We start from the raw sequence: 16,505 nt of genomic DNA, 5'->3' as shown, positions 1-16,505 counted from the left end.
CAAGAGGAAGCTTTTTAATGGCTGACATCGAGACGTTTTGACATATGATAATCCGTCTTCTCGTACCCAAGCGAGTCATAGACATGAATCGCTCGTTCGTTATGCGCGAAGACATGTAACGAAATCTTCTTAACGTTCATCCGCTTCAACATCACTTCCAGTAAGCGGAGCGCTTCCTTGCCGTAGCCCTGGTTTTGTTTATCGGGCGTAATCTTGACGTCGAAAATGAAAGCGGAACGCCCGCGTGATTCTTCCGTCACATGAACCCAGACCATTCCGAGATCGTTCCCCGTCTCGTCACGAAACGTAAATAAGTAGTGATCCTTCGTCTTCAGACCTTCTGGCAACAATGTTGCGAATTCTTCTGTCGCCTTCTCGAGCGCCTCGTTCTCTGACCATGTACCGGCACGACACTTCTCTGCCGCATACTCCTCGATTGCGACCGGTAAGTAAGCGTCATACGTCGCTTGACTCATTTGCTCGATGCGCATGCTGCCACCTCCTGCGCTTTCGTCCAGTCCCGTCGTAACATCGCATAGACGACAATGTCATGATACGTCCCGTATAATTTCTCAGCGTCCCGTAAGACGCCTTCTTCCATGAAGCCGAGTCGTTCCGGAATTCGTCTGCTCCGGAGGTTTCCAGTCGCACACTCGATGACGACACGGTTCAAGCCGAGCGTCTCGAAACAATAGTTCGTGACGAACCGGACGACGTCCGTCATGACACCTTTTCGTAGTCCATTTTCTCCTAGATAATAGCCGATCGACGTTTGCCCGAGATGCCGATTAATTTCATGTAAACTGATCGTTCCGACGAGCTCGTCCTCAAGATAGATGCCACACGTAAAGCCGTTGCCATCGGCGAATTGTTGCAGCCATGCTGGAATGACGCTCTCCTGATATGTACTTGCCTCTGTTGCACCATCGACCCAACCGAGCCATTCGCGGAGATGTGCGCGATTGGCATCGACGAGGGCGAATAATCCTTCCGCATGGTGCCGTTCAAACAATTGAAGCGATACGTGATCGGATACTTGTAATCTGAACATGACCTCTCTCCTTTCTAGTACCTGTTGTTTGACGTCAAGTCGTCGTTTCCCTGCTTGACGTCACGTTCCATTCCATTCGTCTCGAGCGGACAGCCATTCCAAGTGTCTCATAAAAGACGATCGCTTCCTGATTGGCGTCATCGACGCCGAGTTCGATTTTGTCACAGCCAATCGTTTCCGCGTGCGCGTAAGCGGCTTGCATCAATCGTCTCCCGACGCCTTGTTTTTGATGCGTATCCGCAACGACGAGACTGATGACGCGTAAGTAATGCTTATCGAAGACGAAGCCGCTTCCTTCGACGATGTCTTCCTTTAGGACGATCACACCGGCAAGCCCATCTTGTTCCGCAACGAGTAATGCATAATCCGGATTCTCGAGTTGCGACAAAAATAAGTCTTCCGAAACCGGCATCTCGTGCGGACGGTAATGATCAGGTCGTAAGGCGACGTGTTGATCGTGGATTTGCTGGAACAATGGAATCAATGCCTGAAAATCGTCAGGTCGAGCAGTGCGGATATTCATCAGAAGTTCGCTCCCTTTTCGTTTTGTAGTATATTAACATATTATTCCAAGGTGTAGGGATACTTTTTATACAAAACGGCACTCCGTTTATCGGAATGCCGTCTCTCACTTAAATGGCTTTTGTAAAGTCTCGCGCTGTCTTCGTTAACGTCGATGCCGCACTCTGAACGTCATGGAAGCGATCGACCGTTTCCGAGACGACGGTGACACTTGCTTGTGCATCCGACGTTGCTTGCGTCATCGCACGGGCAATCCGCTGCAGTTCATCATTCATTCGCTGCGTCGTTTGCCGGACATCGACGACGGCTTGTTCGACGAGCTTTGAGAGATTTCGGACTTCCGTCGCGACGACATTGAATCCTTTGCCGTGTTCTCCGGCTCGCGCTGCCTCAATCGATGCATTGAGTGACAAGAGATTCGTCTGTGACGCAATTGTTTTGATCGTCTCGGTCACTTGAGTGATGTCCTGTGCCTGGCGTTGCAACCGTTCAATCGTCTGATGGTTATCACGGGTCGTCTCGGCCATCTGTTCGATCGTTCGTCGTAACGCTTCGCTTTCCTGCTCGCCATGCGTCGACCGCGTATTCAAATCACTAGCAATCGTGTCAAACGAAGTCGCGAACTTTTGAATCGTCTGCTGACGATCCGTAATATCGGAGGCAATTTTCAAAACACCGGTCACTTCCGTTCCATCGTAAATCGGCATATAGGTTGCTTCTAACCAAATCGATTGACCATGCGCATCGATGCGTTCAATTTTATCTGCCGTACTGAAGCCACTAAACAGCTTCTGCCAAAATGCTTGGTAACTGTCACTCATTGCAAACTCCGTCGTGCAGAAGAGGTGATGTTGCATCCCGATCATCTCTTCTCGTTTATATTTCATCGTCTTTGCGAATAAACCATTGACGTCGACGACACGACGTTGCCGGTCAAATCGAATCATTGCGACATTATCTTGCAGGGAGGCTAAAATATCTTGGGATCCTAGGTTGGTTGAAAGTTGGGTGGTCATGATTACAAACTCCTCTCGTCATCTACCTCCCGTTGCAGGCTATCCAAGATATTACAAATCGGAATAGTATGAATTAAAGATATATGACTAAAATTTTTTTATCTTCTTTACATATAGCCAGACAGCGATGGAATGAAACGTGATTTTTCTAAATATTCATATCCTACACCTCTTTTTTAAACTTGTCTTTTGTTCCCAACCTGATATACTCAAATCAAAACTTATTAAACTTTTTTAATAAGTAAACTAGTTTGGAGGTCTTTGTTTGACTGAACTCATTTCACGTACACGTCACGCTTTTTTAGTTGACCATCTCGATACGATCCCTGCGATTCGTCACGTTTTGGATGTCAGTTTTCCGACTGCGAGCAAACAGATCGATCAGATGATCGCTGCTCTTGAAATTGAAGAGACACCACTTGAATTGGTTCGCGGAGGGCGTCCGGCAAAACGGTATCGCTATCGCGCGGATCGCTTCCACGGACTCGCTCTATATCTCGAACGCACGTATCTGCAGTATCGTATCCACGACGTCGGGGGACATCTGATCGCAACGGATCGCCTGAACTTCGATTCGTCGGATCATGTATCTGTTTTATTGAAAACGCTGACAACATTACTCGACGATCATCCACATATTCAAACGCTTGCGATTGGTGTTGCCGGTGCCGTTGATACAACCGGCACGATCCTGTTCGCCCCGGATTATCCGACGATAGACGGTCGCCCCTTGCAACAAGAACTGACGGAACGGTTCAAGCGACCCGTCGTCGTCGAAAATGACATGAACGCGGCGGTTCGTGCCCAAGCTTCTGATAACGAGACGACCGTCTATATGTATCTCGGGACGAACGGACCGGGAGCCGGCGTCGCCGTTTCAGGTCATGTCGTCCGCGGAGCACATCACTTTGCTGGAGAGATCTCGTTCATCCCGTTTGACGACAAGCAAAATGTCGGTCAAATTCTCGCAGAGAGTTCACCATACTCTGACGACTGGTATGAGGCGTTATGCCGGATCATTCTCTCGTTTAGCGTCACCTTGAATCCAGATGTCATCTTGTTTACGTCGTCAGATGTCTCGGATGACGGATTAGCACGGTTGACGGAACGCTGCGCCAAGCGCTTTCCGCTCGACAAATTACCTCATTTGCGGCAAGGCGACTGGGAAACTGATTATTTAGATGGTCTGATGCAACTGAGCATCCAGTCATTCATTGAACAAATTCCGTTAGGAGGACTCGCCCGATGACCCGTTTACTATTACCTTTGATTTATCTCGCTTTCATCAGTCTTGGTCTTCCGGATGCGTTACTCGGTACAGCGTGGCCCGTGATGCGGCTCGATCTCGACGCACCGCTCGACATGGCAGGGTGGCTCTTCATGACGATCGCTGCCGGAACGATCGTTTCGAGTTTGTTTAGCGGTCGCTTGATCGAACGTTATTCAACGGGTCCGATCACGGCAGCTTCTGCCGGTTTGACGGCACTGGCATTAATTGGTTTTTACGTTGCTCCGTCCTTGATTTGGCTCTTCGTCCTTGCGATCCCGCTCGGACTCGGTGCTGGAGTCGTTGACGCGGCGTTAAACCACTTCGTTGCCACCCATTATCAAGCACATCATATGAACTGGCTCCATTGCTTTTGGGGCATCGGTGCGACGGCTGGTCCGCTCATCATGGCTGGTGTATTGCTCGATTCCGGCTGGCGTTTAGGTTACCTCGTCGTCGGTGCATTGCAACTTGTCTTGATGATTGTCTTGATTGTCAGTTTACCGCTCTGGAAACGGGCTCCGAAACAGGTGTCTGAACAGGTTCAGACCGTGAATACGTCGTCCGGAAAACCACGCGGATTGATCGCCGCTCTCGCAGCGTTTTGCTTTTATTGTGGGGTTGAGGCGGTCGTCGGGCTGTGGGGCAGTAGTTATCTTGTCCAAGTCCGGTCCTTTTCCGTAACATCAGCAGCGACGTGGATTTCCGTCTATTACGGAAGCATCACCGCGGGGCGATTCATCAGTGGTTTTCTGTCGCTGCGCTGGTCGAATCGTCGATTGATTCGTGTCGGTCAATGGACGGCATTCGTCGGAGCCGCCTGTTTCATCCTCGCACCCGCTGCCTGGATGCCGCTTGGTTTCGTACTTGTCGGGCTTGGTCTCGCACCGATTTACCCGGCAATGCTCCATGAGACGCCGGTACGGTTCGGAGAAGCTGCGGCGCAACGGCTGATGGGGGTACAAATGGCATTCGCCTATACCGGTAGTACCTTCATGCCACCATTGTTCGGATGGCTGGCGACGTCCTACTCCTTATCATTGTTCCATTGGTTTACGATCAGTCTCATCTTCTTGATGCTGGTCGCTACGGAAGGCTTGAACCGGATGTTATTCAGACAGCGATTGGCAAAAGCGTCTTGAAAAAAGGAGGAATGGAGATGAAGATTGAACATATCGCCCTCTGGGTGGCAGACCTTGACGGGATGCGTCAATTCTACGAAACACATTTTGATGCTACGGCAGGCGAGCGGTATCATAATCCGGCGAAAGGGTTCACATCGTATTTCCTGACGTTCTCGAGTGGTGCGCGCCTTGAGTTGATGCAACGGACGGATATCACGGAACGGACGATGAATGCGCTCGGGTATGCCCACCTCGCCTTCTCGCTTGGCAGCAAACAAGCGGTCGACGACTGGACGGCTCGGTTACGGGACGCCGGTATACAACACCTTGACGGTCCCCGGACGACGGGTGACGGGTATTATGAAAGTACGATCGCAGACCCGGAAGGTAATGTGATTGAGTTGACGGTCTAATGATGAAACGAAACAATCCCTCATTCTGATTAGAGTGAGGGATTGTTTGTTGATCGATGACTGTTCCATCGTTTGCTGCTTGTTGGTATGTCCCGTGACGAGCAGTTGTCTGACACGTATTTTATTCAGGTTATCTTTAAGCGACGATTACAAAACTCTTTCACTGTAAACATTTGTAATGATATGCTAAAAATGAACCAAATTATGACTATACGTATTCGTTTAAGAGGAGGCAGTTTATGCGAAAGCACTTAGGATGGATTTCAATCGGTATTGTGGTTTTTACTTTCCTTACTGTTAAGCTCTTAACGTTCAATGGCTTTTGGGGAACGAACTATATGTTAGCTGGACTATTGCTTGCGCTAGTGTGCGCCATCATAAGTCTAAAAAATACAGGGAAAATCCTTGCGTTAACATTGCTCACTTCTCTATTGGTGCTTTTTATTTTTTCAGTGATCGGCTTCTTGGCACTAGCTTGAGTATTTCTAAAAGCGATTACATTCGATTAGCTGATATCATTACGATATTTCTTCTTGAACACGTCATACGTTACTGAATCACCGAACAGTAGGAAACAACCGCGATCATCATAGATATTCATGACGATCTTTTGATCCACGTTCACGAAAAAGACTTCCGGATAGTCTGTATATGTTTGACGAAATCTTGGTTGCAGCGGTGGGAAATCCTGATGGCAGATCGCTTTGATTAAACGCTTATAATCTAATGCGTTTTTGTTCGGTAATAACACGGCATATTCGGATACCTGCTCTTCTTCATCCATCATTTTCTCTACGAACTTTATGTTGTATTGATCTTCTCTTCTTTTTAAGTGACGGAATACTTTCGTCGCTGACTTTTGATACTTACCGCGCTCGCTTCTCACATGCACGATAAAGTAAAGGGACTACTCTTCTCGGAATAGATCCTCAAACAATTCGTTTGATTTTTGATATGCCTGTTTGAAGTATTCCTCGTTGATTTCATCTGAATTTTTCTTTAACTGATACAGGTCCTTTACTAAGTCTACATGAATTACGAAATCCTTCTCGACAAAGGAACGATCAAATAAGTTTACCTTCCCAAAATGGTGTTGCAAGTATTGTTCGAAGTTCATTCCAAAGCTCCTTTATTCTGATGAGGACAGATTAATTTAACGATCGATATAACCAGTCTAGAATGGAGAATGAAAAGATGATCATTGATACATTATCGAATCATCCTGAACAATTAGAAGTAGTTGCCACAATGATTCATACCGAATTCGTTCAAAAGAAAAAAGGAACGACACCCTATGAACAAATAAAAGCCTTTTTAGACAAAAAATCAGATGAGTCGTATCCTGTGACGTTGATTGCCTTAGATGATGTCACGTGTATCGGAACCGTCTCCCTCTTTGAAAATGACTTGAACGAACGACCAGCCTATACGCCTTGGCTCGCTTCTTTATTCGTTGAAAAAGTCTATCGGAATCAAGGGATCGCGCAGCAACTGATCAATCAATTAATCATCTACGCCAAATCACGACAGATCACAACAATCTATTTAAAAACAGAAAACGCTTCAGCATATTATAAAAAATTAGGATGGACTTTAGTTGAGGCGATTGAGACGACGAATTCACCCATGTATATTTTCGCTTATAATATTGATGACGCTTAACACGTTCTAGTGAGCGACAACAGCAACTATTAAAACTTTACTCTTATGAGATAACAGAAAGGACGCTTTTATGAATCTCGAAATTAAAAGCTATCTTGAAATTCCGCCTGAAAAAGAAGAGCATGATGTGAATCAAACCTATCCAGGATTCGTAGAGATGACCCATACGATCGACAACGATATCTTTAACTATGCTTTTGGTCGAACTGGCGGCTATCCTGCTGGAAAAGTCGTCTTTTGTATAGAGGGCATGCCTCTCCCTTTTAACGCACACGTGAGCGAGCTATTCCAATTTTGGCATTCATTAATAAAAAGTGTGACCACGAATGATTTGCATGACATCGAAAAGTTCGATTGGTCACTTCCATATGAAAACGAAGAAATTTCTAACCAGTTCATTATTCGATTTTTCTATCGAAAAAAACGAGTAGAATTTCATTATCAAAATCAACTCTTGGCTACTTTTTCACTAGAGACCTATAAAAAAGCAGTCCTGCATGGGTTTTTAGATTTCATGTGGCATACGAATCTGGAGTTTGAGACGATCGTGTATGATTCGCTTGGTGAGGAGATTAATTACGCAGCGATGCGAGAAGATACAGGAGACGATTTATACACATGTCGCTACATTTTCTTACAATTCATGAGAGAACTTTATCGTCAAAAAAATGATATACAGACGTTGATTGACTTCGATTTTAAGATTAGTCGCCCTTTCTCTAAATTACATTATGATTTAAACGACTAAAGACATACTGACTTAGACGAACTTACAGTTCTTTTTTAAATCGATTCTTCGTATTCGTAAAGACGCCTGCAAAAATTATAAAAAACACGAGTAGAACGAAGCCTACTATGAATAAAAACGAATATCCAGATATCTCACTGAATGCGATCAATAATAGGCTAAAGCTAATCCCATACATGATTTTCCCCATGAATTTACACAGTGCGACTTCGTCATATGTTTCCTTTTTACTTTCTGACATCGTATTATATCCTGCAAGCAATGAGGCACCCTTTCCTCTTGATAAAACGATCGCAAACACTAGCATGGGGATTAAAATCACGACATACACGATGGAATCGTTCAAGGTCGTTCGCTCCTTTCTCCTGTTTTAATAAATATCATGTTATTTATCCATTTACGTTCTATAAGCAGTCTGCGTTACATAAAATATCATAAGTACACTACCACAGTAATATGTTGAATTAGTAAATGACCGAAAGAACAATCGTATGTTGAAACTCTTAATCGTACCCATTATCTGTATCTCTTTATTGATTCTATCTGCGTGTAAGGAATAACACTCAAGCGATCAAGTAAGAGCAAAGACCGCAGAGCTCAACTAAGATAGTGAGCTGAACATCGTTCTACTATATGATTCCTACCAAAAATGCTTTAGCGCTAGAGAGCGATTCCTTTTGAGTCAGAACCGCATGTAAAGCTTTCATCCTTAGTTCTTCTGGTTAGCGTGTCCACTTTGTTCGATTATCAAATGTAGAGAATACTCCCATGCGATATTTTGTCCTTCAACTATTCAAGGGCGTGACTGAAAACTCGAAGAGCGAGGCGATTGACTTAATCGAGTCTGTTCCATCCTCACCCATCGTGACGAAAATGATGTATTGTTTTTGACCTATCAAAATCTAGATGTAGCTATAGTAAAAGCTCCCCCAAAAAGTAGACAGTTGAAATATCAAAGCTGTCTACTTTTTTAGGGAGCTTACCATTCTTATTTCATCAAGACCATTTTTCTTCAGCATCCATCCAACAATTGTTTTTTAAATCAAGAGAATCATCACTATCGTGTATCGTAAAGTACGATGGAAGATTTAGTGACGCTCCACCAGCTTTTTCCCAGCACAATCTGAACCATTGTGCAAAAACGCTTTGTTCTTGTGGAATTAACTTTTCTTCATTTTGCTCATGAAATTCAAAAAAAACATCGAGTTGACTGTCGTTCATTTGATGATATTCGACTTCTTGTAATACATCTTCGCTCCCAGCAAAAACAGTTGAATCGTTTCCTTCGTTAAATACTTCACTTGCTTCTTTATCCATTGAGAACATGATGACCGAAAGTTCGAATCTAGTCGGTTCAATGAATGCTGTGAAATCTAGTACTTCGATGTCCTTAGAGAACGGATAAGAAAAGATTTTCTGGAGTTGGTCCTCCACTAAACCTGACTGCTTTTCAAGATGGATCTTAATTGAATCAATATAGTTTTCGACTGTAAACATGATAAGTACCTCCAAGCATGAATCTATCAATTTATGTTGTTAATTCGTCAGCCTTGCTTCATGTTTTCATCGTGTTTCTCTTGAAGTCGTCTCTCTAGAACGAATACGTATATTACAGCAACCAATACTCCAATTATTCCCGGCAAAACAGCAACGATGGGATCCTTCAAATATGCGAATGGAATTACATACGTCAACAACATCTTGATTCCATATGAAACCAACACGGACGTCAGTAAAACTAAAGTTATAGTCCGCTTTTCGATATTCCCAAAAAATTGATGTCTTTGTTTCTCTACTTTATGTATACCGAGCCAAGATAACATCCTCAAATCTCCTTTATTCATAGCTAATAGTTGACAATCATCACTCTACCATACGACCTTCTATTTGTATTAAAAAGTAAGTTTACTTTAATGATTTTCACCAAAAATGCTTATCAATATAAAAAAACTAACCTAATCAAAATTTACGATACGTATAAGAGGATGATTCATAGTTATCATTAAGTATGTAAGATAGGATGACAGACGTTTAGAAGAGAGACGTACACCTCTAATTGTTTGAATAACATCCCATTTTTTGTATATTGATAATGGAATTTATACAAATAAAAGGGGGTCTTCTCTTGAGAGCAAAACTTGGCTGGATTTCTATCGGATTAATGGTTCTTACTTTCTTGGTACTTTTTACATTCCCGATTAATGGATTTTGGGGCGACGCCATCCTCATTGGTGGTCTGGTCCTTGCTTTATTAGCTGCTATCTTTAGTAATCGAGGTATAGGCAAAATGTTAGCTTTTATTTTAATGATAGTTCTTTTAATTTTATTTGTACTATCTGTCTTGAATTTTTTAGGGATTTTCGCATAAAATCGGATCGTTCGAATTGGATAACGAATGTCTAAGCTCTTACAAAGATGTGACTGTCTAAAAAGAACGCTCCCTCAGAGTATATGTAAGAGAGAAAACATTTTTATATCCAATAGATCGTCACGCTGTCACTTCAGCATAACTTTATCTGAGAGTATGCTCTTCACATTCTCTATTATATCTTCGGTTGCTTTTGGCGTTTTGACCTTCTAGATTGAAAGTATTTACTTTTTCGCTTCAATCGTCAGTGTTTTTTATGCACCTTCTCCTCTTTACTCAAGAATCAATTTAAACTTTCCTTCATGAATGACATCTGAAACTGGTGTTAATGAAAACTCTTGCAGTGTCTGCTCAGATTTTTTTTGTCGGAAATCTGACATTAACTCCGTTCCTAAACTGTAAACAGTTAATCGAGGGACATCCTTCGCTTCACTTCCAGTGCTAAGTTCTTCGTAGCTTAAGGAGTTGTTCTTAACCTGTTCGAGTATCTTCTTTTTATCGTTGAAAGCCATCTTTTCTGTTTCTATAGGGGGCGCTTTAGGATAAAGTTCCTTCGCAAACACCTCCGCTTTACCTTCGAATATGAGATAGTCGATGGAACTTGGTTGTCTGATTTCAGGATGTTCGTTCACTACGGAATGATTATACTCATGCGCAACAACGTACTCCAATATCTCATGCATATACTCTTCACCTAACATAATCACCATACTACCATCGCTCATCGTAAAACCAATCAGCCCGCTCGTCGCCTTTGCGGCGTATCGATGCTCTTCCGATAATGGTAGCATCAGGATAATCTTATCTTTACCAGGAAGGTGGTCAGCTGATTTTCGGAGTGCCTCATGAACAGCTTTCATATTTTCTTTCTCTTCATGCATCAAACGTTTCGTCAATCTGTTTAAATCGTTCAAATAGGAAGTGGCGGAAAACACGTCATTGAACCCCTTGAAATCAAGAAAGATATCCTGCTCTTTCTGAATGCGATCCAGTTCCCGACGGACGGTTTTATCAAAGATTCGCTGTAGGTCCTCGTCCGTGACGTTTGTGTCCTTCATCTTTTTCTGAACTTTTGTGATGTAGTCGATATAGGCTGGGTACAACGTGATGATTTTTGCATGCTGGTCTTTTGCTAGTTCAACTTCTCGAATAGTGGACTTTTGTTTCTCAGTCGACTGCGTCGGTTGGAATGTACATCCTGATACACAACAAATGAGTATTGATAAAAAGAACGCTAGACGTATTCTCATAATTATTTACCACCTTATTGTTGAAATGATTGTATCGTATAACGCTTATAAAATAATTATATAGATTTATTTTCCATCTATCCATAAAAAAGTAAGTTCCAGTTTGTTCATAGACCATTTTTAAGAACCGATAACGTTATCTACGTATACATTTGTTTTTCTAAAATTCTCATCGTTTGAAGTGATTAGTATGTTAGTTGGGTAGAGTGGTACGATTCAAGATTATTTACAGATCGATCAACATCAGTTTTCGCAAGCCTTACAGCATTCCATTCCAAATGATGTCTATCGTGTCAATTTGACGAGAAATCGAGATGGATTAATTATTTATATTCTTGAAAAACCTGAGTTAAAAGAAACATCGCATACACTTAAACACGTGTTACGTATTGAAAAACTAATATAACGTTCATCAAAAAAGTCTACATCTTGTACAGATGCAGACTTTTTTGATGAAATTTAGATGCCCATCAGTTTATTCCTTTCGTATAAAATTATCTTAATAAATTCGTCTGAATCGAAAAGAATTTTCCTTTGCATCAATTTTTATCTATTAATTTCTGATTATACGTACTACCATCTATTCAGCGATGAATGCGAGCATGACAGTACGGACTAATTGCTGCGACATGTTGGTCACCATCCGAAAATTTATACATGTGACGCACTTCAAGTGATGATCTGGAACTCGCTTCAAATAGTTCAGATCGTCCATATACTTCGCATATTCCCGCCGCTCTCTTTCATGCATATACTTTAATCGCTTCTGATCGTTTTTTGACCTTTATTTGTTTGACTTGAAATCGACTCATCTCTTGTCGACGTATCTTAAAGAGCCATATTTTTAAATTTTCAAGCGAATCTTCAATTATTACACTACTCTTCAAATGACGTTCCGACTCGAACTGACCATGCTTCATAATCGTAGCTGATCCAAGAACAAATTGGATGATCTCCCGTGAATGACCGTCACGATTGAGCACTTGTTTCAGTTCATATCCATTAACGTTAGCTGATCATCAAATCGATATAAACCATTTTGTTCCTGATGAAAAAGTAACATATCTTTTAAATGATTGACATGATCACGTATCGCTTTAATCTCAAACAGATTAAATCTTATCATCTGCCGATATGGACAGACGTAAAGACGAACTTATCATAACGATGGCGTGAAAACGAATACTCGAACGGTTTTCCGTTACCAAGGAATACGACTTGCTCTACTTCGATGACAGGATCGGTCTCCTCGTTCCCGAGATATTCATGATCCCATTGATTCGGCTTGTCTGCCCGAATCATCTTATGCGAGCTCGTGATCGTATAACCGAGTTCTTCTTGGATATACCGGTAAATCGAACTATCAAGAACTTCTCGCGTCACTCCGGTAATTAATGAAGACGGCATAAACGTGTGTTCGATCACGTATGGTTCGTCGTCAACATATCGAACACGCCGTATCTCATAAACGGGATCGGTCTTCTCGATCATCAGATGGCGTGCGACCTCGGCTTCCGGAAAACGAACCTCGAACTGAAGAACTTCACTTCTGACAGCCCGCTCTCCGAGCAGCTTTGTCAACCCTTGTGACTCTTTGTTTAATACATTGATTCTTCCTTGGGAAAAGCTTGACGGTAAAATGAACGTCCCTTGTCCTCGTTGTCGATAGATGATCCCCTCGAGTACGAGGATTTCTAGAGCACGTTTCATGGTCATCCGGCTGACCTCAAACTCTTCTGCTAGTTGAATCTCGTCTGGCATCGCTTCTTCCACATTGTATCCGCCATGAAGAATCCGTTCTCGTAATTCATCTGCAATTTTTTCATACTTTGGTTTCTTTTTATTAGACATGACAACACCCCATGTATAGACATATACATATAATATAACAAAAAATAAGGATCAGGGCTAGATATACCCCGATCCTTTCTTCTTATCCTTCGAATCCATTTTCTTCGATGAGATGCTTGAACCAGTAACCACTCTTTTTTACTGTACGCGTTTGATTCGTCAAATCGACACCGACGAAACCATATCGGTTCTTATAGGCATTACTCCACGACCAATTGTCCATGAACGTCCAAAGGTGATATCCTTTGACGTTCGATCCCTCCTCTAATGCGTGATGCACCCATTTCAAATGTTCCGCGATGAAATCAATCCGGTAATCATCCTGGATCCTACCGTCCGTGTCTCGGTAGCGTTCTTCTCCTTCCACTCCCATCCCGTTTTCTGAAATGAAGCACTCGATGTTTCCATAATTCTCACGTAAGTTCGTCAGGATGTCATACACACCTTTTTCGTAAATTTCCCAACCACGATGTCGATTCATCTTGCGTCCCGGCATCTCATAATAATCGAAAAGATGCTCTGGCATGAACGGTGCTTTCGGATTCGGAAGATGTTCTTTTACTTTGATACGTCTCGGCTGATAGTAGTTGATGCCGAGGATATCAACGGTGTACGTCTCGATTTTTTGTCGGTCCGTTTCACCTATCGCCGGGAGGGCATCCTGCTCTTTTAACAGTTCGATTAATTCAGCAGGGAAAGTACCTAAAACGGACGGATCGAGGAAAGAACGATTGAACAAGATGTCCGCTAGATACGCTGCTTGTCGATCCGCTTCATTTTGACTTCTCGGATAAGAGGGAGTCAGGTTGAGAATAATACCGATTTTTCCTGTTTGTCGTGTATCTCTGTATGCTTCGATCGCAAGGGCACTCGATAGAATCGAATGATAGGCGACCTGGACCGCTCGTTTAAAGTCTACGACGTTCGGATAATGAAAATCGTACAAGTACCCTCCCTCGACCGGGACGATTGGTTCGTTATGGGTGAACCATTTGCCGACACGGTCTCCGAACATTTCAAAGCAGGTTTTGGCATACGCAACATAATGCATCACGACTTCCCTGCTCTCCCATCCTCCCTTTTCTTGTAAGGCAAGCGGCATATCAAAATGATATAAATTAACGAACGGTTCGATCCCAGCTTCAATCAACGCGTCAATGACACGATTGTAGAAATCGACCGCTTCCGGATTGATGGTTCCTTCTCCCGTTGGAAATAGACGCGACCAAGAAATCGATAGTCGAAAAGAATTGTGCCCGAGCTCTTTCATCAAGGCAATGTCTTGTTTGTATCGATAGTAAAAGTCAGATGCTACTGAAGCACTGACACCATCAAAGAAGCGGTTCGGTTCGACCTCGTACCAGTGATCCCAAATGTTCGGACCTTTTCCACCTTCATAGGCGGCTCCTTCCGTTTGTGTCGCAGAGGCAGCTGTCCCCCACCAGAAATCCGTCGGAAAATCATACTTTTTAATCGTAGTCGTCTTGTTCTCTATCTGATTCATCATTAGCACATCCTATCTCTCATTTTTCACTCATCCGGTATACGTTATCCGATCTGTTGATTTTTCTCTTGAGTAGTATTCGCTTCTTCCCGTTCTTTCTTCAAATTCAAACGGTCAATGAAGACGAGGAACGGGAACCAGACTGCCATGATGATTGCAAAGTTGACTAATTGTAGCAATCCACCAGCTAACGAATTGGTTGCCATCATTCCACTGATGAACATCGGGACAGTCCACGGTACCGCAACACCGGTCGGAGGTGGGACGATCCCCGTTGACATCGCGAAGTACGTCACGGTCACCGTAATCAGCGGTGCGACGATCCATGGAATCATGATCAATGGGTTCATGACGATAGGAAGTCCAAAGATCATGGGTTCATTAACGTTGAAAATACCAGGTCCAATTGACAGTTTTCCGATTTGTTTCATTTGTTTCGATCGCATGAATAACAAGATGGCAACAACGACAGCGAGTGTTGAACCGGAACCCCCGATCCCAACCGTATAGATTTCAATGAATTGTTTACTGATGATGTTCGGGATTTCTCCGTTTGACGTGTACGCATTCAAGTTTTCAAGAGAGAGTGTGTTCCAAATCGGGTCCATGACCGAGTTGACGATGACTTGTCCGTGCAGTCCAAAAAACCAGAATAGTTGCACGAAGAAGATGGCGATTAATGTCGGGAAGAGTCCGTTCCCTAGATTAACAAGTGGTTTTTGAACAAGATTGAAGATGAGATCGTGTAAGTTCGTATCTAACAGTGAAGTGACGGCAATGTTAATGCCAAGGAATACGGTGAGCGTAAGTAATGCCGGGACGAGTGCTGAGAATGATTTGGCGACAGCTGTCGGCACACCGGCAGGCATTTTGATCGTCCAGTTTTTTTGAACGATGAAGCGATAGATCTCTCCTGCTAGGAATCCTGTGATCATGGCTAGGAACATGCCTTTTGCGCCGAGACGGTCGAGTGGAATGACATTGCCGACTGGATCGGCGACATTTTCGACTGAAACAAAGAAAGGAGTAAGTAATAAAAACGAAACAAGTGCGATGACGCCACCGAAAACAGCTTCGACCTCATAACTTTTAGACAGATAATAACCGATACCGAATACGACGAACAATGACATGATGCCCATTGTGGCGGATGGAGCGTTTCCAAGTGATGTCTTAAAGGCATCTAGTACACCCGGAGACATGAACTTATCAAGGAACGGTAAATTCGCGACGACGACAATTAAGGAACCAAACATCGTAATCGGAAAAGCAAGCATGAATGCATCACGTAATGTCTGCAAATATCGACTATTGTTTAAAAATGCCGCCATCGGCATCAAAAAACGACTTAGCAAATCAAACCACTTACTATTCTCAGTCATCTTAAACACTCCTTATCATTTTTGGGAAAACTTATGTTCCATGAGTTCGATGAGTCCGGTCGTTAAATCAAGCATTGTCTGCGTCGACATCAGGTGATCTTCTGCATGTAATAACAATAAGGAGAGCGTCGTTGGCTCACCGTTTGCTTCCTTTTGGACCTGACTAAAGTGAACTTGATGCGCTTCTTGTAATTGCGATCTTGCATTTGATAATAATTGGTCGAAGTCTTCAAACGTGCCATCTTTATACACTTCGATCGCTTCACGAATCGTACTTCTCGCATTTCCACTGTGTAAGATCATCGTGAAAGCAATTTGCTCCATCGTCTGTTCATTCGTCTGCATAT

The 16,505-nt window shown here is 43.1% G+C and carries 19 protein-coding genes and 1 pseudogene; 7 read left to right on the top strand and 13 right to left on the bottom strand.

Annotated elements, in window-relative coordinates; translation table 11 throughout:
• Positions 1-14: 14 nt before the first annotated feature.
• The 4 genes from N179_RS04245 to N179_RS04230 form a co-directional block, all read right to left on the bottom strand.
• The gene (locus tag N179_RS04245) at positions 15-491 is read right to left on the bottom strand and encodes a GNAT family N-acetyltransferase (RefSeq protein ID WP_058265912.1); all 477 of its coding nucleotides are present in this window, start codon (positions 489-491) and stop codon (positions 15-17) included.
• Complete coding sequence (locus N179_RS04240) at positions 473-1,051, bottom strand: GNAT family N-acetyltransferase (protein WP_075642306.1); 579 nt, start codon at positions 1,049-1,051, stop codon at positions 473-475. The genes N179_RS04245 and N179_RS04240 overlap by 19 nt, the downstream gene beginning before the upstream one ends.
• Before the next feature lie 34 nt (positions 1,052-1,085).
• Positions 1,086-1,574 carry a GNAT family N-acetyltransferase gene (locus tag N179_RS04235; protein WP_058713055.1) on the bottom strand — a complete coding sequence of 163 codons (489 nt, stop codon included), beginning with the start codon at positions 1,572-1,574 and terminating at the stop codon, positions 1,086-1,088.
• Between the two features lie 109 nt (positions 1,575-1,683).
• Positions 1,684-2,589 (bottom strand): methyl-accepting chemotaxis protein, encoded by a 906-nt coding sequence (locus tag N179_RS04230; RefSeq protein WP_058713054.1) that lies wholly within the window; start codon positions 2,587-2,589, stop codon positions 1,684-1,686.
• Positions 2,590-2,854: 265 nt separating this feature from the next.
• Between N179_RS04230 and N179_RS04225 the strand changes: the two genes are divergently transcribed.
• The 4 genes from N179_RS04225 (at position 2,855) to N179_RS04210 (ending at position 5,872) form a co-directional block, all read left to right on the top strand.
• Positions 2,855-3,838 carry an ROK family protein gene (locus N179_RS04225; RefSeq protein ID WP_075642305.1) on the top strand — a complete coding sequence of 328 codons (984 nt, stop codon included), beginning with the start codon at positions 2,855-2,857 and terminating at the stop codon, positions 3,836-3,838.
• Entirely contained in the window at positions 3,835-4,998 is a 1,164-nt protein-coding gene (locus N179_RS04220; RefSeq protein ID WP_058265908.1) for an MFS transporter, read from the top strand. The genes N179_RS04225 and N179_RS04220 overlap by 4 nt, the downstream gene beginning before the upstream one ends.
• A gap of 17 nt (positions 4,999-5,015) precedes the next feature.
• Positions 5,016-5,393: a VOC family protein gene (locus N179_RS04215; protein WP_058265907.1), complete on the top strand. Its 378-nt coding sequence runs from the start codon at positions 5,016-5,018 to the stop codon at positions 5,391-5,393.
• Positions 5,394-5,632: 239 nt separating this feature from the next.
• A complete protein-coding gene (locus tag N179_RS04210) occupies positions 5,633-5,872 on the top strand; it encodes a hypothetical protein (RefSeq protein ID WP_075642304.1) in 240 nt (79 codons plus the stop codon).
• 26 nt (positions 5,873-5,898) lie between these two features.
• Here N179_RS04210 and N179_RS17280 read toward each other — a convergent pair.
• Positions 5,899-6,510 (bottom strand): annotated as a pseudogene (locus N179_RS17280) (DUF3885 domain-containing protein).
• A 77-nt stretch (positions 6,511-6,587) separates the two neighbouring features.
• On the opposite strand from N179_RS17280, the gene N179_RS04195 reads away from it, so the two are divergent.
• Complete coding sequence (locus N179_RS04195) at positions 6,588-7,055, top strand: GNAT family N-acetyltransferase (RefSeq protein WP_058265903.1); 468 nt, start codon at positions 6,588-6,590, stop codon at positions 7,053-7,055.
• Positions 7,056-7,125: 70 nt separating this feature from the next.
• Positions 7,126-7,803: a hypothetical protein gene (locus N179_RS04190; RefSeq protein ID WP_075642302.1), complete on the top strand. Its 678-nt coding sequence runs from the start codon at positions 7,126-7,128 to the stop codon at positions 7,801-7,803.
• A 22-nt stretch (positions 7,804-7,825) separates the two neighbouring features.
• Here the strand turns inward: N179_RS04190 and N179_RS04185 are convergent, their stop codons facing one another.
• The 3 genes from N179_RS04185 to N179_RS04175 form a co-directional block, all read right to left on the bottom strand.
• Positions 7,826-8,110, bottom strand: a complete 285-nt coding sequence (locus tag N179_RS04185; RefSeq protein ID WP_058265975.1) for a DUF3784 domain-containing protein — start codon at positions 8,108-8,110, stop codon at positions 7,826-7,828.
• A gap of 689 nt (positions 8,111-8,799) precedes the next feature.
• Positions 8,800-9,300 (bottom strand): hypothetical protein, encoded by a 501-nt coding sequence (locus tag N179_RS04180; protein WP_058713048.1) that lies wholly within the window; start codon positions 9,298-9,300, stop codon positions 8,800-8,802.
• Between the two features lie 47 nt (positions 9,301-9,347).
• Positions 9,348-9,626 carry a hypothetical protein gene (locus tag N179_RS04175; protein WP_075642301.1) on the bottom strand — a complete coding sequence of 93 codons (279 nt, stop codon included), beginning with the start codon at positions 9,624-9,626 and terminating at the stop codon, positions 9,348-9,350.
• Positions 9,627-9,928: 302 nt separating this feature from the next.
• Here N179_RS04175 and N179_RS04170 point away from each other — a divergent pair, with 302 nt between their 5' ends.
• Positions 9,929-10,171, top strand: coding sequence for a hypothetical protein (locus tag N179_RS04170; RefSeq protein WP_035397490.1), 243 nt, complete (start codon positions 9,929-9,931; stop codon positions 10,169-10,171).
• 272 nt (positions 10,172-10,443) lie between these two features.
• Here N179_RS04170 and N179_RS04165 read toward each other — a convergent pair whose 3' ends face one another.
• The 5 genes from N179_RS04165 to N179_RS04145 all read right to left on the bottom strand — a co-directional run bounded on the left by N179_RS04165 (position 10,444) and on the right by N179_RS04145 (position 16,503).
• A complete protein-coding gene (locus tag N179_RS04165; protein ID WP_075642300.1) occupies positions 10,444-11,421 on the bottom strand; it encodes a DUF2268 domain-containing putative Zn-dependent protease in 978 nt (325 codons plus the stop codon).
• Positions 11,422-12,543: 1,122 nt separating this feature from the next.
• On the bottom strand, positions 12,544-13,272 hold the full coding sequence (locus N179_RS04160; protein ID WP_023468234.1) for a GntR family transcriptional regulator: 729 nt from the start codon (positions 13,270-13,272) through the stop codon (positions 12,544-12,546).
• A gap of 82 nt (positions 13,273-13,354) precedes the next feature.
• Positions 13,355-14,779: a glycoside hydrolase family 1 protein gene (locus N179_RS04155; protein ID WP_423752122.1), complete on the bottom strand. Its 1,425-nt coding sequence runs from the start codon at positions 14,777-14,779 to the stop codon at positions 13,355-13,357.
• 41 nt (positions 14,780-14,820) lie between these two features.
• On the bottom strand, positions 14,821-16,158 hold the full coding sequence (gene celB, locus N179_RS04150) for a PTS cellobiose transporter subunit IIC (protein WP_058265899.1): 1,338 nt from the start codon (positions 16,156-16,158) through the stop codon (positions 14,821-14,823).
• 15 nt (positions 16,159-16,173) lie between these two features.
• Positions 16,174-16,503, bottom strand: a complete 330-nt coding sequence (locus N179_RS04145) for a PTS sugar transporter subunit IIA (RefSeq protein ID WP_041255102.1) — start codon at positions 16,501-16,503, stop codon at positions 16,174-16,176.
• Positions 16,504-16,505: the final 2 nt, after the last annotated feature.

Source organism: Exiguobacterium indicum HHS 31 (assembly GCF_001939065.1).
Classification (GTDB): Bacteria; Bacillota; Bacilli; order Exiguobacteriales; family Exiguobacteriaceae; genus Exiguobacterium_A; species Exiguobacterium_A indicum.
Note: the sequence above shows the minus strand (reverse complement) of the source record. Positions and strands in the feature narration are given on the sequence as shown.